Annotated in this window: 21 protein-coding genes; 9 read left to right on the top strand and 12 right to left on the bottom strand. The window is 59.0% G+C overall.

Going from position 1 to position 25,078, the window contains the following annotated elements; translation table 11 throughout:
- The first annotated feature begins 17 nt into the window (after window positions 1–17).
- Genes FHX15_RS31865 through aroQ form a run of 3 tightly spaced genes read left to right on the top strand, consistent with a single transcriptional unit; the run spans window position 18 to window position 1,115 of the window.
- The gene (locus FHX15_RS31865) at window positions 18–251 is read left to right on the top strand and encodes a hypothetical protein (RefSeq protein WP_184401676.1); all 234 of its coding nucleotides are present in this window, start codon (window positions 18–20) and stop codon (window positions 249–251) included.
- 15 nt (window positions 252–266) lie between these two features.
- Window positions 267–635, top strand: a complete 369-nt coding sequence (locus FHX15_RS28330) for a 5-carboxymethyl-2-hydroxymuconate isomerase (RefSeq protein ID WP_184401675.1) — start codon at window positions 267–269, stop codon at window positions 633–635.
- 30 nt (window positions 636–665) lie between these two features.
- Entirely contained in the window at window positions 666–1,115 is a 450-nt protein-coding gene (aroQ, locus tag FHX15_RS28325; protein ID WP_184401674.1) for a type II 3-dehydroquinate dehydratase, read from the top strand.
- 236 nt (window positions 1,116–1,351) lie between these two features.
- Here aroQ and FHX15_RS28320 read toward each other — a convergent pair whose 3' ends face one another.
- Window positions 1,352–2,575 (bottom strand): multidrug effflux MFS transporter, encoded by a 1,224-nt coding sequence (locus tag FHX15_RS28320; RefSeq protein ID WP_184401673.1) that lies wholly within the window; start codon window positions 2,573–2,575, stop codon window positions 1,352–1,354.
- Window positions 2,576–2,616: 41 nt separating this feature from the next.
- Between FHX15_RS28320 and FHX15_RS28315 the strand changes: the two genes are divergently transcribed.
- From FHX15_RS28315 to FHX15_RS28305, 3 genes are all read left to right on the top strand, one after another.
- Window positions 2,617–3,417: a TetR/AcrR family transcriptional regulator gene (locus FHX15_RS28315; protein ID WP_312861936.1), complete on the top strand. Its 801-nt coding sequence runs from the start codon at window positions 2,617–2,619 to the stop codon at window positions 3,415–3,417.
- Window positions 3,418–4,137: 720 nt separating this feature from the next.
- On the top strand, window positions 4,138–5,124 hold the full coding sequence (locus tag FHX15_RS28310) for a YihY/virulence factor BrkB family protein (protein WP_184401672.1): 987 nt from the start codon (window positions 4,138–4,140) through the stop codon (window positions 5,122–5,124).
- Between the two features lie 496 nt (window positions 5,125–5,620).
- On the top strand, window positions 5,621–7,033 hold the full coding sequence (locus tag FHX15_RS28305; protein ID WP_184401671.1) for a Do family serine endopeptidase: 1,413 nt from the start codon (window positions 5,621–5,623) through the stop codon (window positions 7,031–7,033).
- Window positions 7,034–7,338: 305 nt separating this feature from the next.
- Here FHX15_RS28305 and FHX15_RS28300 read toward each other — a convergent pair whose 3' ends face one another.
- Window positions 7,339–7,932, bottom strand: a complete 594-nt coding sequence (locus FHX15_RS28300; RefSeq protein WP_184401670.1) for a DUF3611 family protein — start codon at window positions 7,930–7,932, stop codon at window positions 7,339–7,341.
- A 290-nt stretch (window positions 7,933–8,222) separates the two neighbouring features.
- On the opposite strand from FHX15_RS28300, the gene FHX15_RS28295 reads away from it, so the two are divergent.
- Entirely contained in the window at window positions 8,223–9,941 is a 1,719-nt protein-coding gene (locus FHX15_RS28295; protein ID WP_184401669.1) for an alpha/beta hydrolase, read from the top strand.
- Window positions 9,942–10,694: 753 nt separating this feature from the next.
- Here the strand turns inward: FHX15_RS28295 and FHX15_RS28290 are convergent.
- From FHX15_RS28290 to FHX15_RS28250, 9 genes are all read right to left on the bottom strand, one after another.
- On the bottom strand, window positions 10,695–11,333 hold the full coding sequence (locus FHX15_RS28290) for an HdeD family acid-resistance protein (protein ID WP_312861934.1): 639 nt from the start codon (window positions 11,331–11,333) through the stop codon (window positions 10,695–10,697).
- A gap of 220 nt (window positions 11,334–11,553) precedes the next feature.
- Window positions 11,554–12,048: a DUF1269 domain-containing protein gene (locus tag FHX15_RS28285; RefSeq protein ID WP_184401762.1), complete on the bottom strand. Its 495-nt coding sequence runs from the start codon at window positions 12,046–12,048 to the stop codon at window positions 11,554–11,556.
- A 557-nt stretch (window positions 12,049–12,605) separates the two neighbouring features.
- A complete protein-coding gene (locus FHX15_RS28280) occupies window positions 12,606–14,033 on the bottom strand; it encodes a basic amino acid/polyamine antiporter (RefSeq protein ID WP_184401668.1) in 1,428 nt (475 codons plus the stop codon).
- Window positions 14,034–14,437: 404 nt separating this feature from the next.
- Entirely contained in the window at window positions 14,438–16,090 is a 1,653-nt protein-coding gene (locus FHX15_RS28275; protein ID WP_184401667.1) for a GMC oxidoreductase, read from the bottom strand.
- 84 nt (window positions 16,091–16,174) lie between these two features.
- Entirely contained in the window at window positions 16,175–17,257 is a 1,083-nt protein-coding gene (locus FHX15_RS28270) for an ABC transporter ATP-binding protein (protein ID WP_184401666.1), read from the bottom strand.
- A 7-nt stretch (window positions 17,258–17,264) separates the two neighbouring features.
- Entirely contained in the window at window positions 17,265–18,149 is an 885-nt protein-coding gene (locus FHX15_RS28265) for a carbohydrate ABC transporter permease (protein ID WP_184401665.1), read from the bottom strand.
- Complete coding sequence (locus tag FHX15_RS28260; RefSeq protein ID WP_184401664.1) at window positions 18,149–19,036, bottom strand: carbohydrate ABC transporter permease; 888 nt, start codon at window positions 19,034–19,036, stop codon at window positions 18,149–18,151. The genes FHX15_RS28265 and FHX15_RS28260 overlap by 1 nt, the downstream gene beginning before the upstream one ends.
- Window positions 19,037–19,140: 104 nt before the next feature.
- Window positions 19,141–20,370, bottom strand: coding sequence for an ABC transporter substrate-binding protein (locus FHX15_RS28255; RefSeq protein WP_184401663.1), 1,230 nt, complete (start codon window positions 20,368–20,370; stop codon window positions 19,141–19,143).
- Window positions 20,371–20,430: 60 nt separating this feature from the next.
- Entirely contained in the window at window positions 20,431–21,381 is a 951-nt protein-coding gene (locus tag FHX15_RS28250; RefSeq protein ID WP_184401662.1) for a sugar phosphate isomerase/epimerase family protein, read from the bottom strand.
- A 221-nt stretch (window positions 21,382–21,602) separates the two neighbouring features.
- On the opposite strand from FHX15_RS28250, the gene FHX15_RS28245 reads away from it, so the two are divergent.
- A complete protein-coding gene (locus FHX15_RS28245; protein ID WP_184401661.1) occupies window positions 21,603–22,700 on the top strand; it encodes a LacI family DNA-binding transcriptional regulator in 1,098 nt (365 codons plus the stop codon).
- Window positions 22,701–22,718: 18 nt separating this feature from the next.
- Here FHX15_RS28245 and FHX15_RS28240 read toward each other — a convergent pair whose 3' ends face one another.
- Entirely contained in the window at window positions 22,719–23,750 is a 1,032-nt protein-coding gene (locus FHX15_RS28240; RefSeq protein WP_184401660.1) for a LacI family DNA-binding transcriptional regulator, read from the bottom strand.
- A gap of 162 nt (window positions 23,751–23,912) precedes the next feature.
- On the opposite strand from FHX15_RS28240, the gene FHX15_RS28235 reads away from it, so the two are divergent.
- Entirely contained in the window at window positions 23,913–24,860 is a 948-nt protein-coding gene (locus tag FHX15_RS28235) for a dihydrodipicolinate synthase family protein (RefSeq protein ID WP_184401659.1), read from the top strand.
- Window positions 24,861–25,078: the final 218 nt, after the last annotated feature.

Here is a 25,078-nt window from a genome sequence, read left to right as displayed (position 1 = left end):
GTGGAGGAAGCCAACACATGGGATCCTCGATCGATCCCGATTGCATAGAGCATCATCGCTGGGTGGGGGATCCTCTATATTTTGGTGACCGAGCTCCTTGCGTTGGCAAAGAGAACGGCTGCCGGACGCTCCCAGGCGGAGGAATGACCGTGTTCCAAGCAGCTGTAGCCTTCGAGCTTTTCACCGGCCTGTCGGCCGACACGGAACGAACGTTGCGCCATTTCGATGATCTGTGCCGAGTGGCAGCCTGATCGGAGGACTACGCCATGCCGCATATTATCGACAACTATAGCCGAGGCGCCGCTGAACGCGTCGCCATCGACACGTTGACCTGCGAGGTCCATCGGCGAGTCCGCGACGGAGGGCTGGTCAACCCAACCGTAGTTCGCACATTCGCGACAGAGGCCTCCGTCTCCTGCGTTGGAGACGAGCATCCCGATAACTACTTTGTGCAGATCATTGTATGCATGGCCCCACGCCGTCCTCCGGAGGTCAAGCGAGAGCTCTTAAGGTCAGTGCTCGAAGCTGCGCGTGACGTCGCGGCTTGCGCACTTGCAGCCGGCCGGCTCGGGCTGCGCGCCGATCTTTACGAATCCGACCCAGATTTCGCGTTTCAGGAAATAGCGTTCGCCTGATCCTGGCAACACCTAACAAGGACAAATGAAATGAGCCTCATCTATGTTCTCAACGGACCGAACCTAAATCTTCTCGGCAAGCGCCAGCCGCATATCTATGGCCACGAGACATTGGTTGACGTTGAGACGGACTGTCGAAAGTTGGCATCAAAACTGGGGCACGAGATCCGCTTTCATCAAAGCAACCGCGAATACGAGATCATCGACTGGATCCACGAAGCGCGCGAGGACGGCGCTGGAATCGTCATCAACCCGGCTGCGTTCACTCACACTTCGCTCGCTATCCTCGACGCACTGAATACCTTTGAAGGACCCGTGATCGAGATCCATATATCCAACGTGCACAAGCGCGAGAGTTTTCGCCACCACTCCTTCGTGTCCCACCGGGCCGACGGCGTCATCGCTGGTCTCGGCACCGAAGGCTATCAACTGGGCATTCGCAGAGTTGCGACCATGCTCAAGACGGAGAGGAAGGACTGATAGCAACGGCGGACCGCGTCAAGCTAGCGGTCCTTGGGGCGCGGCCGGTCGGGAAGCTCACATCAAGCAGGTGATGGAACGGCCGGCCGCAGACCTGACGGAAGTTCTGGATCCCATCAGCCTGCCAGCCGCGCCGTCTTCTGCTCTGATGCGGGCAATCTGAGGCGATGCGCGAGGATGGTCCGCGGGCAGCCGTAACGGCCTGCGCAAGCCGCAGCAATCGCAGGCAGCAAGATCTATTCAGCCGCCACCGCCTGCCTGCTTTTCAGCACCGCGATCGAAAGGAGGAACACGATAGCCGAGCAGATCGCGATGACGACAACCATGGGTCTCGCCGTACCGTCCATAAACATACCGCTGATGCCGACCACCAGCGCCGATGTCATGAACTGGACCGTCCCCATCATCGCTGAGGCCGTGCCAGCGATGCGACCATGGTGTTCAAGTGCCAATACCGCCGCATTGGGCACGATCATTCCAAGGAAAGCGTAGCCCGCAAATAGGAAGGCCGCCATGATGTCGAGGCGGTCTGCTCCACCGGCCATGACCATAGCCAGCGCCACCATCGTCAGCGCGTAACCGGAAACCGCACCGCGGATCACCTTGCGCAAACCGATCCGGCGGGCGAGCCAGCCGTTCATCTGCGACATCCCGATGAAGCCAACGGCATTCGCCGAAAAGACCACGCTGTAAAAGGTCGGAGAGAGCCCGAAATGGCCGATTAGGACGAAGGAAGAGTTGGCGACATAGATCATGTAGCTCGACATACCGAATGAGGCCATCAGCACCAGACCGAGGTAGTAGGGGTCCTTAAGGAGCGTTCCATACCCTTTCAATGCCCCGCCGAGGCTGCTTTCACTGCGCGCCGCAGCCGGACGGGTCTCCTCAAGGAAAAAGCGGCCCGCCACGAAGCCAACAACGCCGGCCAAGACCATGACCCAGAAGATCAGTCGCCAGTTCCCGAACAATGTCACGATGCTGCCCGCGAGCGGCGCCAGGATGGGTGAGATACTGAAGACCAACATAAGCCGCGACATCAGGTGCGCGGCGGCGGCCCCGGTATGTAGGTCGCGCACGATGGCGCGGGCAATCACGACGCCGGCACAGGCACCGGTGCCCTGAATGAAACGGAAGGCGACGAGCCAGCTGATGTCGGTGGAGAGCGCGCAGCCGATCGCGCCGATGATGTAGAGCACCAGACCGACATACAGAGGCCGCTTGCGGCCGAACATGTCTGACAGTGGGCCATAAACAATCTGCGACACAGCCATGGCGGCGAAGAAGGAGATCAGGCTTGCCTGGACTGCATGGCTGTTGGCGCGAAGATCCAGACTGATCGTCGGCAACGCGGGTAGATACATGTCGAGGGCAAAGAGACCGACGGCTGAAAGAACGCCAAGGATGATGGCATGGTGGGAGCCGCTGGCCCCGCGGGAGGAAACGGAATTCTTGCTCTGCATGAAAAAAAAGCCTTTCCCGCACACCATTCCCCGAACGTCGAGTGTCATACAAAAAGCATGTGACGGGGGTTGAGTGGACGATTATAGATGGAACAGCGAAAAGACGGAGATGGCTCCAACGCGCTGCCGTCATTCCTGTAAAATATTCTGGACAGTATTGTCCAATCGGTCAAGTCCTATATGGTAGTGTCATGAAAACTTCGCCCGTAGCGGCTTCTTCCGAGACACAGAGCCCGCCCACCACCAGCAAGCGTCAGGCAATCCTGAACGCGGCCGCAGACGTTTTTGCCGAGGACGGGTTTGCGGCGGCGAGCATCGATGCCATCGCAGCAAGAGCCGGCGTGTCACGTCAGACCGTGTACAATCAACTCGGCGACAAGGATAATCTGTTCAAGGTTGTGGTTGCGGAGATCACCGAGAAGTCAAGCGCCGACTTCTTTCGGGTGTTGGACACATTTCCCGTGGCGCCTATCGATCTCGAAAAGGAACTGACCGAATTTTCAGCTCTTCTCCTGCGCAAGGCGGTCTGCGACGCGAACGGCCGCTGGCTCCGCAAGCTGGTGGAGACCGAGGGCGGCAGATTTCCCGAGCTGTTTGAGACCTGGAAGGAATACGGACCGGGAAAAAAATATCCCGCCATCGCGGCTCGCCTGGCGCAGCTCGCGCTGGCAGGCCATCTTGACATCGAGGATCCGGCACTTGCCGCGCGCCAGTACATGGCGCTGCTCGCAACCGACTTGCGGATCAACCAACGGATTGGCCGTCCAACTCCGGAGGATGAGGTCGACCGCATGGCAGGAGAGGCAACGAAGACCTTTCTGCGCGCATTCGGTAAGCGCTAACGGCATCGTCGCCGCAATTGCAACACCGGAATCCTGCCGCCGCTCTCGGCTTCGAGCGGAATGCTGCGGATCTCGTGGGTCAGGTCCTGCGCCACGGCGTCCTCACCGGCCATGCGCCATTGCCTTTTCGGCGAGCGTATTGTCCTCGTCCGGCAACTGCATGGCGCAGGCTACCGAGGCCTCGACGGCAAAGGTGCCTGAATTCTGCGCCGTCTGACCGGCTTGGCCTGTGCCCGCAGGCTCGCACGGCTTGGATGGCTGCCAAAGGATGGCGCTCCTCGATGGCGACGAGGTGGGCGATGGGATCATTGCCGCGGGCAATGAGAATGTCCTCACCAGCCCGGACCCGGTATAGGACAGGTGAGTCTAGCCTCGGCGGCCTTAATGGTGAGAGCCCTGATAATTCCTTCCGCTCCCATAGTCTCTCGGCGTTTGATGCGAAGAGTTTTGGCTCATGCAGCTTGGTCAGCGGGTGGACTGCCTCATAGAAATACGTATCGGAAATGCGATAGTCGGCTACTTCGCTAATCGGCCGGCGCGTTTTGTCGGCAGGGCTAAAAGGAGATGGTTGTCACGTCGATCCCGATTCAGCCGACTGTTGCAATTGCACGAGGTCCACATACTTAACCTATCTGACGAAGATCCGAGAATGTCGACGCGATGACACCCGCTGGGCGATCGCGAGTCCTGGATTGTTCGGCAATTGCCGGGGGTGACAACATGCGTCCTCGATCGATCCTTGATAACTTGTCTTTCGCGGTGACTGTAGGAATTGCCACTTATCTCACAGCGAGTCGTTTTGATAAAAATGTGCCCCCCAGAGGCGCAGACAATGATGGGACGCCACAACTCCGACCGGCCGAAACGCGTGACTCAAAAGAAAAATCAGTCACGAGTTGGCTATTACTATTGGCACAAACATTTTTATCCATTCGGAACGACCGGATCTTATCGGTCGCCGCTGGAGTGACCTTCTATGGATTATTGGCACTATTTCCGACCATCGCCGGAGTTCTGTCACTCTACGGATTAATTGCGGACTCCCAGCATTTGACTGAGCTGTTAACGGCCGTCGGCGGGGCCTTGCCGACTGCTGGTGTTGAATTCCTGCGTCGTCGGATTGAACGCATCGGCAGCAACCAGGAAGCAACCCTCAGCTTCGCGCTTTTCGTATCCGTTGCGTTGGCCCTTTGGAGCGCAAATAGGGGTATGAAGGCGCTGTTTGAAGGTTTGAACGTTGCGTACGGTGAGATTGAGAAGCGAAAGTTCCTTCAACTGAATATTATTTCTATGGCTTTTACGATTGGACTATTATTCTTTCTGATAGTTGCCATATATTGTGTCGCGACTATTCCGTTTATTTCTGACTTCAGAAGCCCTGACGCTAAAATTTTTCTGTTATTGTGGATTGGCCGCTGGCCCGTCATATTCATAATATTAGTAATCAGTCTAGAGCTTCTTTATCGATACGGTCCGAGTCGGACTAGGCATCAATCGACCTGGATTAGCCCAGGCGCGCTGCTCGCCAGTTTAGTTTGGCTGGTCGGATCGATTCTCTTTTCAACTTTCTTGGCGAGATTTGAGGACTATAACAGGACGTTCGGTACACTTGCTGCTGTTGACATCCTGCTGGTTTGGATGTGGCTCTCGTCAATCAGTATTTTGATTGGCGCAGAGTTTAATGGCATAGGCGGGCGGGAAGCCTAGTGGCTGATTTGTTGCTACGATGCCAATTTTAGAAAGTCGGACCCGTCGATGCCGAAAGGCCTGCCAGCCACCTGACATCGGCTTTTCGACGAATGATGACGGGTCCGGCAACTCTGAAACGGGCGGCAAAGAACAGCGTTCTGAACGCTCGGCACGATGGGATGTGGCTATGTGCTAAAGGAGCGCACACGCGTTGGAGCGGTCGGCACTCCGGCGAGCCGCTGCCCATATCACGATGCCCTCAAAACATCGGACTCGGACAGGGCAGCGGAATTGCTCCACCTAGACGGAGCTTGCGGAGGGCTTTGTCGTTCGTTCTGCAGTGGAGCCAGCCCCGGATTACTCATGCCGCCGGTGAGTTGCATCGGGGACTGGGCGCACGCAGAAAAGCGCGCTATAATTGTAGCGCCGACAACGGTGAATGCTGATCAGCCGGAAGCAATCTTCAAGTGCCTACCAACGCTATGCTGGAGTTTGTGAAACACGGAGACAGCCAATGGACATCCGTCATGCTGGATCAGCGGCTTTCAGGGCCGCATACCGCGCAATCAAAACTGCTTTCGCACGTATTCTCGCCGTATGCTTCGCTGCCTTTCTGGCGGTTGCATCCTGCGCAGAAGCGCAAGCGACCGATCTTCCAGACCTCGCGGGGCGCGTTATCGATGCGGTGGTCAATATCTCGACGATCAGACGAGCTGATGGGGATCCGAATTCCGACGCTCAGAGCCAGCCGGCTGGAGAGCCCGAAACAGGCGATCCGCCGCGTCCGCGAGGGTCTCTTGGTTCGGGCTTTGTGATAGACGCCTCGGGCATCATCGTTACCAACGAACACGTGATCAGGGGCGCGGTGGAGATCGATGTCATCCTCAACAATGGAACGCGCTTGCGCGCTGAACTGCTCGGGGAAGACGCCTACATCGACGTTGCAGTATTGCGCGTCCAGCCCAGTACGCCGTTGCCGGTGGTGAAGTTTGCCGATTCAGATCAAATTCGCGTCGGTGAGGCGGTCATGGCGATTGGCAATCCTTCGGGTCTGGGTGGCACCGTGACCGCCGGAATAGTGTCGGCCAAGAACCGCGACATCAGAACAAGTCCTTTTGATAACTTCATTCAGACAGACGCTGCGATCAATCGGGGCAATTCGGGCGGTCCATTGTTCAACATGGCCGGCGATGTGATTGGTATCAATACGTTGGGCCTTACCCCATCGGGCGGTAGTATCGGTCTTAATTTCGCGGTGCCAGCCAACACGGCGCAGCCGATTATTGCCCAGCTTCGTGAGTTCGGAGAAACACGGCGCGGCTGGCTCGGTGTGTATTTGCAGGAAATGACCAAGGAAATTGCTGAGGCCTTGAGAATTGATCCTGCCCGCGGCGTCCTGATTTCGGGTGTCGATCCGCGTGGGCCGGCTGCCCCCGCAGGCATACGCGCAGGCGACGTGATCGTTAATCTCAACAATCTCGAAGTCCGCGACCCGCGGCAATTGCAGCGCATTGTCGCTGAAATACCCGTCGGCACGGCTGTGCCGGTGACAGTGGTGCGCGAGGGTCGCAGCACTGAATTGACCGTCACATTGACACGCAGGGAGGCACCAGTTCCGGGAACTACTATCGTATCCGCCCTCGGCATGCAGGTTTCCGGCATTACACCAGAGTTGCGAAACGAACTTCGCCTGCGCGTCGATGCAAGAGGAGTGGTGGTCGCAGCGGTGAACCCCGACTCCCAGGCGGGTCGGCTGGGCATTCGACCCGGGACAGTGATCACGGAAGTGCAGAACGAGGCCGTGGACTCTCCGGGCGATCTCGTTCGGCGTGTGGAGGCGCTGAAGGCAGAAGGGCGCAGTTCTCTGGTGATCCTCGTGCTCGCGGCGAACGGGCAGACTCGCATCGTTGCATTGAACTTGAGCTGAGCTTGTGCCCGCGGTTGCGACGATCGTCACTCGCGGCAAGCCTGAACTATGTGAGTGAAATGTTGAATGCGACGACCGCGATTGACGCAGCCTCCGCCCAAGGTTGCCGAACTGCTTCTGATAGTATTGTGCCGCTATCACTGCAACGACGCCCGGGAAAGCACTATGATAGCTTCCCGCTGCCGAGCCTGCCTCATCACACGCCCGCGTCGCGGTGCCGCTATGTCGAGTTCCTGCGGGCTGTGTCGATACTGGAGGCAGCAATGCGGCACGGGCAGGATGCCCCCCTACCGCGCGATGGCGGGTCACTCCGAAGTTTGAGGACAAGGATATTCTGCTGAAGTGATCGACGCGCGGAATAGCAGCCAAAGACTGAACGAAAGCACGATGATCTCAACAAACGTAATAAGAATGATGACCGCCAAGTTAAGAATATCGCCTGCCGACACCCAGGTGGCCGGGCCACCGGTAGTCTGGACGACAGGAACACCGGCTTTGGGCGCACGGAGAAAATGTAGAAAGAGCTGGATCACCTCAAACGACATGATCAGCATCGAAAGAACAACGCCAATCATGCTCGCGGCGACACCCACCCCAGCCGTTCGCCGAACCGAGGATGCCGAGGGACGGCGACCGGGGTCAGAAATACGGCCTGCGAGAACGGTGTATCTGTAGGACCAGATCGTTGTAAATGTCAGGACCAGCAAGCTTGCAACAGTCAGGTACTTGACCAGGGTCAACCCCCCACGTGTTGCCAGACTAGGATCTCGATCGAGCACGAAAATATAGACCGTCAGCGCAGAAGATATCAGGCAGATGGCAATCTGCATCCAAAAGCCAATCCAACCTGTCCTCGAAAATGCTCCGGCAAGGCCACTGCCTGCAATCGATTTCGACATGTTCATGCCTCTGGCTGAACTTGCGTGCCGGGGTCGTGCAACCGAGACCGGCTCCTGCTACACTATACAACAAATCCGCGCGTCTATTGCAAAAAATCGGTATGCGTGTCCACGCGCCCGGTTTGGAAATAGCGGGGAGGATATATACCGCCTGTCGCGGCTGCTTTGCAGAGACGACGTTCACGGCGTCGCGGATCTTCCTGGAATCATCCGCCAGCCTATGCGGCAGATTGGATCGGGCATAGTCCGGGGGTCATGCTGATGTGCCTGTAAATGAGGAAAGATGGCGCATGAGGAAAATAGATCAGCCTAAGCGTTGGAACCTTTCTGAATTTTGGACCCATTCGAGCTGCGGGCTGTTTCTGGGCACGCTGTTCTTCGTGGCGTCGCTTACCCCAACACTCATTCCGCGCACCTTTTTGACTCAGGGCGTACTTTCAGGAATTTGTTTTGCCGCCGGTTACGGCATTGGCGTCCTTTGCCGGACACTGTGGCGATATATGGAACTGCCGGAGCCGCGCGCGAGCTTCCAACATAAGCTCGGGCTTGCCGTCGCAGTCTTGTGTGCTCTTGTCGCGGCCACTGTCCTGTGGCGGACGGCTGAGTGGCAGAATTCCATTCGCAAGTTCATGGAGCTCGAGCCTGTCGCGAGCGCCGAGCCGCTTCAGGTCAGCACGGTCGCAGCGGCTACCTTTCTATCGGTCGTGGCCTTAGCGCAACTGTTCCGGTTCGTGTTTGGCTTTATTTCTAGAACGTTGCGCCGTTTCTTCCCACGGAGGGTCTCGCAAGTCATCGGCTTCGCCGCTGCGGTCGTCCTGTTCTGGGCCGTCGCGAACGGGCTGCTCGTCCGTTATGTTTTCCACATGCTCGATGCGTCCTTCGAGGAATATGATGCCTTCATCGAGCCGGAACGCCTCCAACCCACCGAACCATTCAAGACCGGCAGCAAGGCTTCATTTCTCAAATGGAACGAACTTGGACGCGCAGGCCGGGAATTCGTCGGTTCAGGACCGTCGGGGTCCGACATAAGCGTCATTACCGGCCGAAGCGCACGTGAGCCTATTCGCGTTTACGTCGGTTTGCGAGCCGCCGAAACCACAGAGCAACGGGCAAAACTCGCATTGGAGGAACTGAAACGTGCCCATGGCTTCGACCGGTCCATTCTTGTCGTCATAACCCCGACCGGTACGGGGTGGATCGACCCGGCAGCAATTGACAGCGTCGAGTACTTGCACGATGGCGATGTTGCCAGCGTCGCGCTCCAATATTCCTATCTTTCCAGTCCGCTGTCGTTGATCATCGAGCCGGAGTACGGTGCGAACGCTGCTCGCGCTCTTTTTGTCCAAATTTACAACTATTGGACCACTCTTCCCAGAGAGCACAGGCCAAAGCTTTATGTTCACGGCCTCAGCCTCGGCTCGCTTAACTCCGAAAAGTCCGTGGAACTTTTGGAAATGCTCGGCGATCCGATCAACGGAGCCTTGTGGAGCGGTCCGCCGTTCGAGAACAAATTGTGGCGCTCGGTCACCGAAAACAGGGTCGCCGATTCGCCTGCGTGGCTGCCGCAGTATCGCGACGGCTCCTTTGTGCGATTCATGAACCAGGAGGGATCCAAGCTGCCGCCAGACGCGCCCTGGGGAATAATGCGCATCGTCTATCTGCAGTATGCCAGCGACCCTGTCACCTTCTTCGACTTTCGCGATTTTTACCGGATGCCCGACTGGATGGTGGGGGCGCGGGGGCCAGATGTATCACCGGAGTTGCGCTGGTATCCCGTCGTGAGCATGTTGCAGTTGGCTGTCGACATGGCGATGGCGACGACGACGCCGATCGGCTACGGCCACGTATATGCACCGGAGCACTATGTCGACGCCTGGATTGCGGTCAGCGACGTGCAAGGATGGTCGGCCGGCCAAATTGCCCAGGTGAAGCGGCATCTGGCGCAAAAGATCGCGGCCGACGTAGCGGAAGCGGGCGAAGAGACGCCGGGCGCAAACCGAGGCGGATGAGGGCGTGAAGCAATCGGCCGAAGCGGCCGGCCCAAAAGCGCGGCTCGGCGCCCTTTGGTCAATGGTGAAACACCGTGATCCGCCAAGGGTGGGGATCGGCCATCTTAAGTTAACTTTTTATGCATCAGGCGAGGGGCTGAAGGCAGTTTATCGTTCACTGTGGTAACCGCGGACCGCAACACTTCCAGTCAGAAGAGGTTAGCAAGGAGAACTCCATGAGAAGCATATTGGGCTTTGCGACAATCTTTTGGTCATTTTCTATCTCGGCCTTCGCTGCCGCACCGAACGACATCGCCGATCTCGTCGGTTCGCGTGCGAAGGGCTCCGAATCCGAGATGCAGGAGCGTGGCTACGAACACGTCGGGAGCACGTGGTGGAATGACGAGACCGGCACTTGCGTTGGGGTGCATGTTGAGAACGGGCGGTACGCACGTATCGATCGGTTGAAGCCGTCTGCATGCGGCCAAACTTCGCTTGCGTCGCCGCCGGATCTGAGCAAGGTCCCGCCTCGCGCTCTAAGTGCGTGCAGCCGACGGGCCGATCGATACCGGAGCGCTCGAGGTGGTGCGAGCGTTGTCAAAGCAGCAAAGCGAACTGGTCCTACCTGGCTGCTGACGATGGCCACCCGGCACTACATTCTCAAATGCACGGTTACCGCTTCCGGACGTGTAATTCGTATGGACGTGAAGTAAGCACCTTTAGCATCTATACAGCAGGCGGCTTTCGGAGTGCTCGGCTTGGAGGTGGAGCCGATTACGCGGATGGTGATGCTGGATCGTTTGGAGCCGAGTCAGGCCGAGGAAAATAAGAAAACCTCAGCCAGGCAACCCCGTGGACGAAAAAATCCATACCAAGCAAGACGGCGAGGATCCAAAGCCCCATCCATGGAAAGTCGGCCAGGATGAGAAGCCCTGCGCCGGCGCCAAAGACGCCCGCCAACATCATGGTCCACCCTGCCTCTCGCCAATGGCGTATGCTAATCAGGATTCGGACGATGCCTGAGAAGATAAACAGCAGACCTATCGTGTAGCTTTGCAATAATTCTTGTGTGCGTAGGGACCGGGCTGCGACGTTTGTCAGAATCTCCATCGCCCGCGAGCCGACGATATTGGTGAGCATCAATCCAAGGGCGATGTATAGTAATCCTAGCAACGTTTGCCATAACAGCGCACCCCACCTTCTCGCCCACCAGGCGTAGGCAATTTCGAATGTACCGATAAATATTGCAGCGGTTCCGATAAAGCCCGCAGTAACGACCGATGCAAACGCCACATCCGTCAGCACGACCAACCCGGCCAGAAGCATAACGCCGCCCAGCACGGCGCGAACTGATGCCGGAGGGGTGTCGTGGGACGCGCTGGATACCGCGTTAATTCCGTTTCCTTTTACCACGACTCTTCTCCGACCGGGTGAGTGCTGGATAGAAAGGTATAGATACGCTCAAAGAGTGTACGCGCGTCCCGCGTGGTTTCGGACAAACGAAGGTTGCTGTGGCACTCTGAACACGCATGTGTCTCCTCCCCAGGTCGCCTCCGATCCCAGGAAATCGCGGTCTCGGTCCTCTCAACCATGTCTGCCGGATCGGTTCAGTATGCCGGCAGCACGAGAGGGACTACGCAACGCTCGCTTGCTGTAAGGCGTCCCTTAGGAGCTGTTCCTTACTCTCATCGAGAGAGGTCCTCAGAACGGTTCCGCCAAACGGAGATAGCTCCTTCAGCACCTTATCTTCAGTCATTTCCTTCGCCAAAATGAACAGCGCCGCATTGCCTGGCTGAAGGCCGCGGGCAAGTTCCTTCATGAAGTTGTCATTGATGCCGACGTCGCTCAGCGCGCCGCTTATTGCACCGGATGCTGCGCCGACGGCCACCCCGATCAGCGGATTGAGGAACAGCACGCCGACAAGCAATCCCCAGAAGCTACCTGACGCGGCACCAGAGGCGGTCAAGTTGATCAGTTGGTTCAACTTGACCTTGCCGCTGTCCGTCTTCGTTGCGATGACGGCGTCACCCAACGTCAGCAAATATTCTCTCTGCAGTTCGATCAAGCGCTTGCGGACTTCTTCGGCTTTATCTTCGCTCGGATAGATAATGGAAATTAGGCTAGACATGAGTAACCTTCCTTCTCCTTGAGTTGCGAAGTTCTCGATGCGTGGGCGCCGGCCGGCTTGGGCGTATGGGCCGTAAGAGGATCCCGTTGCGGGTAACAATACCTCCTGAAACGAGGGCCGCCGCCCACCATGCACCAGGCGGCGATCGCCTGGACGTCGCCTTATGATGTTGCACGCAAGACCATGCTGGCACTGACGGCGGACCCGACAACGATTTGCGATGGAAGCACATAGGGATTGCTTCTGCTCAGCCTTGACCGTCATGAAACAAACTCCCCGGATTCACCTGTATCGGCATCCGCACAGGTGTGGACGCCGATTTGGTGTAGCCTTTGGTGATGCCGGATGAACTCTGGAGCTCACTTATGGTTTGAAGCGGGTTTCCAGGGGCGCTACTTCTATAACGCATAATTCATCGATCGCAATATTAGCGTGCAGTTTGCGAAATTTCCAGAGGGAACTAATTCGCCCGTTGTAGCGCCAGCGTGAAGTCACGCGCACCGCAGTGCGCGGGTTGGATCAGCGGTGGAGCTATGACTGCCGGAATCTCTTAATTTTCATAGGGTGATGTAGCCCGTCACGAGACCGTAGATGCCAAAAATGCATCCGGCCGCCGCAACCATGAAGACGAGCCATTCTCGGGGTTTGAACAGAGGCTTTTTCTGTTCGCGCCTTGTGTAGAGATGTAGAACCGTTCCAATCGCGTAGAGGATGGTAGACAGAAGCAGCAACTTCAGCCCACCCGCGTAGATCATGAATGCAGTGTAAACGGTGGCGGCACCCGCGAGTATCAGATCGCGACGCCGCTCTTCCGGCCTGAGCTCATAGGTCTCCCCACGTCGGGCGAGGAGGAGACCATAGGACGCAACAAGCAGGTATGGGACTAGCACCATCGCGCTCGTCAGCTCTACCATCAAGCGAAATGCGTCATTAGAGAACAGCGTGCTGATAAGGAAGAGCTGGATCACGCCATTGCTCAACCAGAGGGCGGCAGCAGGAACCTCGTTGCTGTTTTCTTGGGCGAGAACGCGTGGCATGTCTCCATTCTTGGCTGCGCAGAAGATCACCTCGACGCAAATCAGCGACCACGCCAGATACGCTCCGAGCACGGAAACGATCAAACCCACACTGACGAAGACGGAGCCCCATGGGCCGACGAGGGATTCCAGCACAGAAGCCATGGAGGGTTGCCGCATGCCCGCAATTTCCGGTCGTTCAAGCGTGGCGTAGGGCAGCAGCGTTACCAGCACCATCAAACCCAGAACGCCTGCGAAGCCAAGCGAAGTGGCCACGCCTACTTCGCTACGACTGCGAGCGTAGCGCGAATAGACGCTTGCGCCCTCTACGCCGATGAACACAAAAACTGTGATCGGCATGGTGGCACGGACTTGCTCGAACAAGCTCGCCTCAGGCATCCCCGCGCCGCCCCAAAAATTGGCGCGAAAGAGTTCGGTATCGAACGCGGCGAGCAGGATGACTATGAAGATCACAATGGGAACAATTTTTGCTATCGTGACCACGGTATTGATGAATGCGGCTTCCTTGATGCCTCGCAGGATCATGAAGTGGAAGCCCCATAGGCCTAGCGAAGAGACAAGCACCGCGGCAACCGTGTTGCCGTCGCCAAAGACCGGAAAGAAGGCGCCGAGCGTCGCCTTGATCAACACCCAGTACGATACATCCGCAATGCAGCCAACGAGCCAATAGCCGAGCGCTGAAAGAAAGCCGGCATAATCACCGAAACCAGCCCGTGCGTAAGCGTAAACTCCCGCGTCGAGATCCGGCTTGCGCTCCGCAAGCACCCGGAACACGTGAGCAAGAGTAAACATTCCCGCCCCTGCGATGCACCAGGCCACGATCGCGCCGAACGGGCCGGTCGCGTCGCCGAAGGTGCGCGGTAGGGAAAAGATCCCGGCGCCGACCATCGATCCGACCACCATCGCGGTTAAGGAAGAAAGCGAAAGTTTCTGAACAGTGCTCGGCATGTGGCCTCCGACTGCGTCACGGTTGCCTGATTAGAGAAATGCACCCACTGTTGAGCCACAGCGTTCATTGCGCGTCTTTTGGACGCCGGGCGCCGAATGTGGCAAGGCGAAACGTTGAGCCCTTAGTTTCAAAACTTCAAGCTGTAAAATTTCTCCTGGACGTCAATAAGGGGGCTCAGTGCCGGAACGGAAGCAGGAGCGTCGGACCGCGGCGTTAGACTGAAGAAGGTGAAGGGAGCAGCTTCTCAAGCTCCGGCTCGATGGCATCTGGACAGGGAAGGATCCGACCGCCGCGCGTGACGATATCATCGATTTCGCACGATTGCGCGTGCGACCGAGCAGCCGGGACCATAAGTGGTGTCGAGAGCCCGAGTTAAGGCGACGTAAAACGCGACATGGGCTGTTTACCCTTGTGCTATCCGGCACTCGGCGACGAGGTTCCGACAAGCGCGCATCGTCAGCGCCATGACGGTGAGCGTCGTACCGGCGATCCCGCTGCCCGGGAACGCGCTTGCATCGGTGACCAGAACATTTGGCGCATCCCAGAGCTGGTTGTAAGGATTGAGCACCGAGCTCTCCGGCCTTTCGCCCATGCGTGCGCCCCCCGTTTCATGGATCGCCGCACCCATGCACATGGTCTTCCGGAACCATGTGCGGAACATGAAGCGGCTGAACGCGTCGGCTTCGGGGAATGCGCCCTTGCCCATCTCCTTGAGGCCCGTGGGTGAACCGATGAACTCAAGGTCGCCGCCGACCTCCTTGACCATGGCGATCAGCGTCTGCTCCTGAAGGCGAAGCAGCCGCTGCTCCTCTTCCTGCATGACGCAGCGGATGTGTGGAACGGGAATGCCCCACGCGTCCTTGCGGCTGGCATCGAGGGTGATGCGGTTGTCTTCATAGGGCAGCATGCGGCCGAAGCCGAAGAAGGCGAGGCGGGCGTCCGCCTCTGCGGAGACCGGTGCCCGACCGACGCTACCCTGATAGTCGAAATCACCACGGGCGGCATCGCCTTCGCCAAAGCGGGGAATGAAGATCCCGCCCGACGGATTATAGAACGGGTCGACCGGGGCGGAGTGGTCGGACGCCCAACCCTTCGCCTTTGAAAAGGAGCCGAAGGCAAGGCATGGAAGCTGGTCCATGAAATAGCGCCCGAGGGCGCCTGAGCTGTTTCCGAGCCCCTCGGGGTGTTTTGTCGATGCCGAATTCAGGAGCAGCCGCACGCTCTCGATCGGCGAGGCCGCAAGCACCACCGTCGCAGCACGGGCCGTCGATCGCTTGCCGGTGCTGCGATCGATGAATTCGGCGCCTGTGGCTCGGCCAGTGTTGTCATCCGTGGTGATGCGGCGAACAACAGCATCGTAGCGGATTGTCAGCCTGCCGCTCGCCTTTGCCTCCCGTAGCGGCCGCGGCATGCGGTCGGCATCCGGCGCGATGTAGCGCCAAGAGACCACGCGCCTTTGCGGCCAGCGGTCTTCGACGGCCTGCTTGAAGGTCTGTTCTGCCGGCGTCAGGCTTGCCGGTTTCGCATAGATGCCGTCCGGCAAGGTCGGCGCATTGTCCCTATTGCCGTAGAGCCCGAGATAGGCTTCCACCTCGTCGTAGAAGGGCGCAAGCTCCTCATAGGAGATGGGCCAGTCGACGCCCTTTCCGATGCGCGAGCGGATCTTGAAATCGTCGTCGGTCCAGCGTAGCAGCACCCGGCCGAAACTGTGTAGCCGTCCGCCGCCTTGCCGGCCACGGATCCAGAGGAAAGGTTCCCCCTTCGGCGTCGTATACGGGTTCTTGCGGTCATTGACGAAGAAATGGCTGAAGCGCTCGGTGAAAAACGCCGCCCGAGCCTGGATCGGCTGCCCCTTGATCGTCGCCCGAGCCCGCTCCCAGATATTGATGCTGCTGGCAGGCTCTTTCTTGCGGGCGGGATCGAAATCCCCGGGCCCCACTTCAGGGCCGGCCTCAAGCAGCAGCACCGACAGTCCTTGGGCCGTCAGCTCTTTGACCGCGAAGGAACCCGCCGCGCCGGAGCCGATTACCAGCGCATCATAGACGATTTCAGGCATGTCTTTTCAAATCCTGTCCTGGAAGAATTCCTTAAAAACGGCAAGAAGCGCACAAGGAATTGAGGGAAACGAAAGGATGGCGCTTCACAGCCGCGATCCGTCAGCACCGAAGAAGGAGGCTTTGGCGACATCGAGCCCGGCTGCGAGGGTGCAACCGGGCTCGAGAGCCGTGTCGCCCATCAGCCGAAGGGAGAGACTTTGGTCCCCCCAGTCGAACCAGACGACCGCATCCGAACCCATGGGCTCGACGACGGAAACTACGCCTGAGATCGTGGGCAGGCCGCTTGCAGGCCCGTCGACCAAAAGATGCTCGGGACGGAAGCCGAGCGTAACAGGTCCTTCCGCGGCAGCCGTCCGGAAGGCATAGCGGGAGAGATCGACGGCGAGACCGTTGCTTCGAAAGACGGGCGCTCCGCCGCCATGCTCGATCCGCCCTTCGATGAAATTCATGGCCGGAGCGCCGATGAAGCCGGCGACGAAGAGATTGGCTGGGCGGCGGTAGATCTCCGCCGGCGAGGCGAGCTGTTGAATCACGCCGTCGCGCATGATGGCGATGCGGTCGGCGAGCGTGAGCGCCTCGACCTGGTCGTGGGTCACGTAGATCATCGTGTTGCCGAGGTTCTGATGCAGCTTCTTGATTTCGACTCGCAACTCGTTGCGCAGCTTGGCGTCGAGGTTCGACAGCGGCTCGTCGAAGAGGAAGACATCGACTTCGCGCACCAGCGCCCGGCCGATGGCGACACGCTGACGCTGGCCGCCTGAGAGTTCGGCAGGGCGCCGGTCGAGCAGCTTGTCGAGATGGAGAAGGGCGGCGGTGCGGGTGACGCGTGCCTCGATTTCGGCCTTCGGCAGGCCGGCGACGCGCAGCCCGAAAGAAAGGTTCTTGCGCACCGACATGCGGGGATAGAGCGCGTAGGACTGGAAGACCATGCCGATGCCGCGATCTTTCGGCTCCTCCCAGCTGACATTCTTGCCTGAAATCCAGATCTCGCCTGCCGTGATGTCCTGCAGGCCGGCGATCGCGTTCAGGAGCGTGGACTTGCCGCAGCCGGAAGGGCCGAGCAGAACCAGGAACTCGCGGGGCGCGATGTCGATCGACAACTTCTCGATGACGGTATGGTCGCCGTAGGCGATCTTGAGGTCTTTGACGGAGACGGCAGATTGCATGGAAGTGTTACCCCTTGACTGCACCGGCGGCAATGCCACGCACGAACCAGCGGCCGGACAGGAAGTAGATGGCGAGAGGGACGATGGCGGTGAGGATGGTCGCCGCCATGTTCACGTTATAGGTGCGCTCGCCCATCGTCGTGTTGACGATATTGTTGAGCTGCACGGTCATCGGCAGGTAGTCGCGCCCGGCGAAGACGAGGCCGAGCAGGAAGTCGTTCCATATGCCGGTGAACTGCAGCATTGAAACCACGACGACCATCGGCACGGCGATCGGCAGCATGATCTCGAAGAAGATGCGCCAGAAGCCCGCCCCATCGACGCGCGCAGCCTTGCAGAGCTCTTCTGGCACGCTGACGAAATAGTTGCGGAACAGCAGCGTCACTAAGGGCAGGCCGAAGATGACATGGACGAGAATGATGCCGGCGAGCGAATTGTAGAGACCGATGTTGGCCATGGTGCGGACCATCGGATAGAGGAAGATCTGGTAGGGGATGAGGCCGCCGGCCATCAGCAGGCCGAAGAGTAGATTGGCCCCGCGCGGCCGCCAGAGCGACAGCGCATAGCCGTTGACGGCGCCGATGAAGACCGAGAGCGCGACCGAGGGAACGGTGATCGCTACCGAATTCCAGAAGCCGGTGCGGATGCCGACGCAGACGGTTCCCATGCAGGCGCCCGACCAAGCGGTCGCCCAGGCGGAGAAGTCGAGCTTTGCCGGCAGCGCGAAGATGTCTCCGAGCCGGATTTCATCCATGGACTTCAGCGAGGTGACGACCATGGTATAGAGCGGAAGCAGGAAGAAGAGGGCTGCAACGACAAGGAAGGCATAGAGGCCGATGCGTCCCGCCGTGATCCTTGCCGGCTTCGGCCCGTTCGGGTGAGGCTGCTTCATCACGCCGCTCCCTTCTGCCGGTTACGCATGTGCATCGCATAGCGGAACGGCGCGACGGCGATGACGACGCCAAGGACCAGTACCGTTGCGCCCGCCGTTGCCAGGCCAAGGTTCTGACGCCCGAAGAGATTGTCCATGATGAACTTCGCCGGCACCTCGGTTGCATTGCCTGGGCCGCCATTGGTCATCGCGACGACGATGTCATAGGTCTTGATCACGCCCATAGCGAGCAGCATGCCGGCAGCGGCCAATGCAGGTCCGAGCTGGGGCAGAATGATCGAGGCATAGATGCGCCAGATGGGAATGCCGTCGATGCGAGCCGCCTTCCATTGCTCGGCTTCGATGCTGCGTATGCCTGCAAGCGCAATGACCATAACGAGCCCCGCGCCCTGCCATACGCCGGCAAGCACCAGCGCATAGATCGCCATATCGCGATTGACCACCCAGTCGAGGGTGAAGCTCTCCCAGCCGAGGGAACGCACGCTCGCCTGAATGCCGAGTGTCGGATTGAGCACCCATTGCCAGATCAGTCCCGTCACCACGAAGGACATGGCGTAGGGATAGAGAAAGATCGTCCTGAAGGCGCTTTCGAAACGGATCTTGCGGTCGAGTGCAGTTGCCAGCAAAAAGCCGAGCACCAGACAGCCGGCGACATAGAGAACGCCGAAGATCAATAGGTTCTGCAGCGAGGCGAGCCATTTGGCGGAGGCAAAGAGCTTCGCATATTGCGCGAAGCCGACATAGGTCGAGGACGGAAAGAGCGTGGAATTGGTGAAGGAGAGCCGGATCGACCAGGCCATGGTGCCGATGAAGACCACGACGGCAGCAAACCACGTCGGCAAGAGGGCGATGGTGGCGGAAAGATTGCGTTTGCGTTTGACGGACATCGGCCAACTCTTTGACGGACGGAAGCGGGACACGCGCCGCCGCGTGAGGCGCGCAGCGGCAGGAGTTATGGCGTCGGGATCAATCCGGCCCCACGGACGCGATCCTAGTCGAAGATGGCGAAGAACTTCCCGGCCGCAGCCGCCGCATCGTTCGAGCCGCTCCAATATTCGTCGACGAAATCGTCGAGTGAACCGACCTGCTGCGGGGTGAGAACGATCGCCTGCTCGGGCACGATAGCGCCGGCGCTCATGAGTTCGACACCTTTCTGCGCGCAGACGTCGAGTTTCGACTTGTCGACGTCCGTGCGCATCGGGATAGAGCCTTTCTTAAGGGCAAACTCGACCTGGATCGCCGGGTCCATGACGACTTCGGCGAGAAGCTTTTGCGCCTTGTCGGTTCCGGCATTGTTGGTTTTTGGGAACCAGAGGGCGTCGGCGATATAGACCATGCCCTTGGATTCCGGAACGATCATGCAGCCATAGTCCTTGCCTGCCTCTTTGCCGGCGACGGTGAATTCGCCCTTTGCCCAATCGCCCATGAACTGTACGCCGGCCTTACCGGTAATCACCATGGCGGTCGCATCGTTCCAGTTGCGGCCGGCAGCACCGGCATCGACATAGCTGCGCAGCTTGCCGAGAATTGCGAGCGTCTTCTTCACGCCCTCGACGGATGCCTCGCTCTTGTCCTTGTCGACATAGATCTTCAGGAAGCCGTCGATGCCGACCTGCGAGAGCAGGATCATGTTGAAGACCTTCGTCTGCTGCCAGGGCTGCCCGCCCCAGGCGATTGGAACGAGGCCCGCCGCCTTCAGCTTGTCGAGATCCGCAAAGAATTCATCCCAGGTCTTGGGCTCCTGCGAAATGCCTGCTTTCGCGAAGGCCTCCTTGGAATAGAAGGCCCAGCTCTCGCCGTGGGCGCCGGTCGGCGCAAGATAAACCTTGCCGTCATAGGAGATGAGGTCATGGATCGATTTCGGCAGCGCGTCCGCCCATTTGCCGGCGGTCGCCACATCATCGATCGGATTGAACAAACCCTGGCTCACGAAATCGGCGGCGGCAAGACCGATGACGCCCTGCTTGGCGCCCGGTGGATCGCCGGCGACGAGACGGTTCTGGAAAGCGGCGTCGGCCGCACCGAAACCGGCAATCGAGGAATCCTTCCAGACGCCGCCGCGTTTTTCGAACTCGGTCTTGATGACGTTGAGGGCTGCGGCTTCACCGCCCGAAGTCCAGGACGACATCATCTCGATCGTCGGCTTGTCTTCGGCATGAGCCGTTGCGAATAGGCCGGCGAATGCCACGCAGGCAAGAAAAAGCTTCATCGTGTTCTTCATTGTTCCACCTCTTGAAAATGCCCTCTTTGCGGGGCGTTTGTCGTCTCGGGAGTGAGATTGTCAGCGATAGATCGGCAGGAGCGCCTGCCGGACGAGCGTAAGCCCGTTGGCGATGTCGCGGACGGGATCCGGCGCGGCATCGAGTTCGAGGATCGCCCAGCCTTCATAGGCCCGCTCGCGCAGCAGCCGGATCCAGGCCGGCCAGTCGACCCTTCCGAGGCCGAAGCCGCAGAAATAAGGCTGGTGGCGTTCATGGATATGCTTGTCGATCGGGGTGTCGGCCGGCATCGGGCCGATCGCATCCTTCCAGTGGGCGATGATCATGCGCTCGTGATGACGGTCGACGAGCTGTACGGGATCGGAGCCGGCAACGATGATATGGGCGGTGTCGGGGCACATGTGGACATAGGCCGGGTCGGTAAGAAGCATCATCAGATCGACGTCGCGTGCGCTGGCAAAGATCGAATGCGCTTCGGTATGCAGCGCAAGCCGCACGCCCCTGGCATAAAGTGTCGCGCCGAGCCGGTTCAGGAAATCGGCGACCACCTTGGCGCGATCGAAATCGTGAAACTGCACCGGCTGGGCGCCGAGCGTCTGCCGGAGCGGTGCACCGATCACCATGATGTCGCTGCCGCAGGCTTTCAGGAAATCGGCGTAGCGTTCCGCCTTGTTGATCAAGGCGCGCTGGGCTTCGGGGTCGGCAAAGTCGCCCGCCGCTTCCAGTTCCGCAAAGAAACCGCTGCAGAGCCTCAGACCGCGCTTGGCCAACTCGGCGGCGAAGGCGTCGATCGAACCATAGGTCTTGATCGCATCCTGCCAGTTGAAGGGCGAGAAAGTCAGCTCAACGCCGGAGACGCCCGAAGCCTGGACGCTGTCGAGTATCCTGTCCCAAAAGGCGCGAGGCTGAGCCCGTGCATGGTCGACGATCGCATCATGGCCGTCGACACCCCAGAAGCCGGGATGAAAGAATGTCACGAGATCGACGCCGAAACGAAGCCTGTCGCCAGCCATAACCTATCCATTTCTTAAGGGCATGACCTACCCGCGTGCGAAACGACAGTTCCACATCCAATAAGTCATGGATTTCAACGCATTAAGGAATGGCAATCGTTTGCCATGCTTAGATGATAATCAAGCTGGTCTTTTAAGCAAGCGATTTTTGGCAAACGTTTGCTATAAATCGGCACCTGCCTTAAAGTTGCAAATCGAAATATTCGGGAGAAGACATAAACGTGAATAAAAACAAGGATGTCACGGGAGAGGATCAATCATCTGCCTTGATGGCCGACGTCGCGCGGCTTGCCGGCGTCGCGATTTCGACGGTCAGCCGGGCGCTTGCCAACCCGGGTCGGGTGAATGAAAAGACGCGCGCCAAGATCAACGCCGCCGCCAAGCAACTCGGCTATACGCCGAATGCGATGGCGCGCGGCCTCAGGGTCGGCAAATCCAATGTCATCATGATCATCCTGCCGGGATCGCTCTACTACGGCGTCTCTCAGGTCATCCCGCAGGTCCTGCAGAGCATCAACAAGACGCTGATCCAGCGCGGGTACAATCTGATGATTGCCAACCTCGACCGCGACGAGGCGTCCGAGCGGCACATTCTCGATCTCGCCTTCGGCGGCAGCGTGCGCGGCGCCATCATCCTGTCGTCAAAGCTGCCGGAGGTCGACGGACGTTCGCTTGCAAATTCTGGCCTGCCGATCGTCTCGATGCTGCTCGACATGAGCGATGCCGGCCTGCAGAGCGTCGTTACCAACGACCGCGAGGCTGTGCGAGACGTCACGGCAAAGCTGATCCGGCTGGGCCATCGCCGGTTCTTCTATATTGCAGGGCCCGAAGGCAATTATCACGATGTCGAGCGCTACCGCGGTGTGCTCGAGGCGCTCGAGGTGGCGAGGCTTCCCGAGAAAGCAGTCTCCCGGTCTGGAGGGCATCTCGATTACCAGCACGGCTTCGATATCGGCGTTCAGGCCGCGGACGATTTTATGAAGCTCGGCGAGAAACCGACTGCTGTCATTGCCACCAGCGATGACATGGCCATCTCCTTTCTCAGTAGCATTAAGCGCGCAGGCCTGCGCATTCCGGATGATCTCTCCGTCGTCTCCTTTGACGGTTCGCCCGTCTGCGAATTTTCCTCGCCGCCGCTCTCGACGATCGAACAGCCGGTGGAGGAGATGGGCCAGGCGGCGGTGGATCTCCTGCTCGATGCCATCGGCCAACAGCAAAGCGCAGCAGCGTTACGCACTGTCATCCGCAGCAGGCTCATTTTGAGGGAAAGCATGGCTCCGCCGAAAGAGCCGATGACGAAGCAGGCTAGCCGCCCGTAGTGCCTTCGAGTTGCTGGACTAGGGAATAACAGACCGGGTCGACTTCCGCGGAATGAGCGTCGGCGCCGAGACCCGAATGCGATCGTCCGGCGATAATGCGTCGCTTCCCAACAAATCGAGCGCATTTGCAGCGATCTGCTCAAAGGCCACCCGCAAAGTGGTCAAGGGGGTGGAGAGATGGCTAACGATCGGGATGTCGTTATAGCCGACCAGTGAGACGTCGCCTGGCACCGATAGGCCCATGCGCATCAAGCCGGAAAGCGCGCCGATGGCTGTGTTGTCGTTGACCGCGAAGATCGCTGTCGGGGCTTGCGGCAGGCCCATGATCGTTTCAGCGGCTTCCGAGCCGGAGTCAATGCCAAAAGTCGATGGTATGATGAGGGTAGGATCGGTTTCCAGCCCCGCTTCCGTCATCGCCTGACGGTAGCCCTCCACGCGGGTGCGGGCGCTGGAGGCATAGGAAGGTCCCGCGATGACGCCGATCCGGCGATGGCCAAGATCAAGCAGATGCCGTGTGGCGAGATATCCGCCAAGCCGGTCGTCGCCGATCGACGAAGGGCTGTGGCCGTCGGTTCTAAGGGCCAGAACCGTCGGCACGCCTCTTGCCGCCAATACATCGGGGAAGTCGTCGTCCTCGCGTGCCGTCGACAGAATGAGACCGTCGACGCCGCGCTTCAGAAGCGACTCCGCCGCCAGCCGATCCGCTTTCGGTTTGTCGTCTGTGGTGGCGACGATGGCAAATCGCCCCGTCCTGCTGCAGGCCTTTGCGAGAGATTCGTAAAGCATTGCCATGACAGTGTCGGTGAGACGGGGAACGATAATTCCGATCGTCATGGTGTTTCCGCGTCGAAGACTGGCAGCCGAGACATCTCGTACATAGCCAAGGTCCTCTGCGATCTTGCGGACACGCCTAGCGGTTTCGCTGTCTGAGCGAGGAAGCCGTTCATCCAGAATACGCGACACGGTCGACTTCGAGACGCCGGCCGCTGCCGCAACGTCGAGGATGGTGACGCGCGTCTGTCGAGGGCTGTCTTCCAATATTGAATCCATTGCGAATTTCCACTCAAGCCGGTTCGGGGCTGCTTTCGAGTTTCATGATGCCTGAAAAAAATTGTTGACTCCAGCTAAATCGGAAACGATAGTGGGAACGTTCCCGTTAACGATCCCAACGCTGATCGCAAGGCGGACAGCGGCAATAAGGAGGAGATTACCATGAGCCCGATGGACCTCAGAGGCCTGAGCCCGGCACCGGTCACCGCATTCACCCGCGACGGCGAAGTCGACTACGCGGCAAACGCACGGATCGCAAAGTGGCTGGCTTCGATGGAGGGCGTAAAGAGCCTCGTTATTCTCGGACATGCCGGCGAGGGCACCTTTTTGACCGAAGAGGAGCGTCTGAAGCTGATCCGCACCTATGTTGAAGCCGTGAACGGCGAAATTCCTGTTATCGCAGGCATTACCGGCGAAGGCACGAAGGTTGCCGCTGAAGAGGCCAAAAAGTGCAAGGCAGCGGGCGCTACCGGCGCGTTGGTCTATCCGAACCACGGCTGGCTGCGCTTCGGTTTCCAGAAGGGCGCGCCGCAGGACCGCTACAAAGCCATCTGGCAGGAGTCAGGCCTGCAATGCATTCTGTTCCAGTATCCGGATGCCACCAAGGCCTCCTACGATCTGGACACTCAGCTTGCCATCGCCACACAGGACGGCGTTGTCGCCACCAAGAACGGTGTTCGCAACATGAAGCGCTGGTATGTGGAAATTCCCGAGCTCAAGAAGGCGAACGCCAACCTTCAGATACTCAGCTGCCATGATGAATGGCTGCTTCCGACGATGTTTGATGTCGACGGTCTGCTTGTCGGCTATGGAAACATCGCACCGGAACTGTTGATTGATCTCATCAAGGCCGGCAAGGCACAGAATTATCCGGAAGCCCGCAAGATCTTCGAACGCCTGCTGCCGGTGACCCGCGCCGTTTATCACCGCGGCTCCCACATGGAAGGCACAGTCGCCCTCAAGCTCGGCCTCGTCCATCGCGGCGTTCTCGATCACGCCACGATCCGGGAGCCGCTGAAAAACCTTGGTGAAAAGGCTGAAGCGGAAATCTTCGCCGCTTTCGATGCCGCGGGCATCGGCCGTGTCGAGCAGCTTCTAGCTGCTGAATAAGACAAAAAGCGCCTTCGCCGCCAGCCGGCGGAGGCGTGTTCGGTGGGAGGAGAGATGGCGGATGCATCAGGGAGCGATGCTCTGCAAAAGTGCCAGATGTGGTAGGCTGTGTCGCCACCTCCGGGTAGAGTGCTGAAGGTTCTGCAAATTTCCTAAAGAAGGCGGCCATGGCAGACTGGTGATGTTCAATGTCACCAATTCCCCGGAGGGAACGCCAC

The sequence above is a fragment of the Rhizobium sp. BK650 genome, from assembly GCF_014195325.1.
Lineage (GTDB): Bacteria > Pseudomonadota > Alphaproteobacteria > Rhizobiales > Rhizobiaceae > Rhizobium.
Note: the sequence above shows the minus strand (reverse complement) of the source record. Positions and strands in the feature narration are given on the sequence as shown.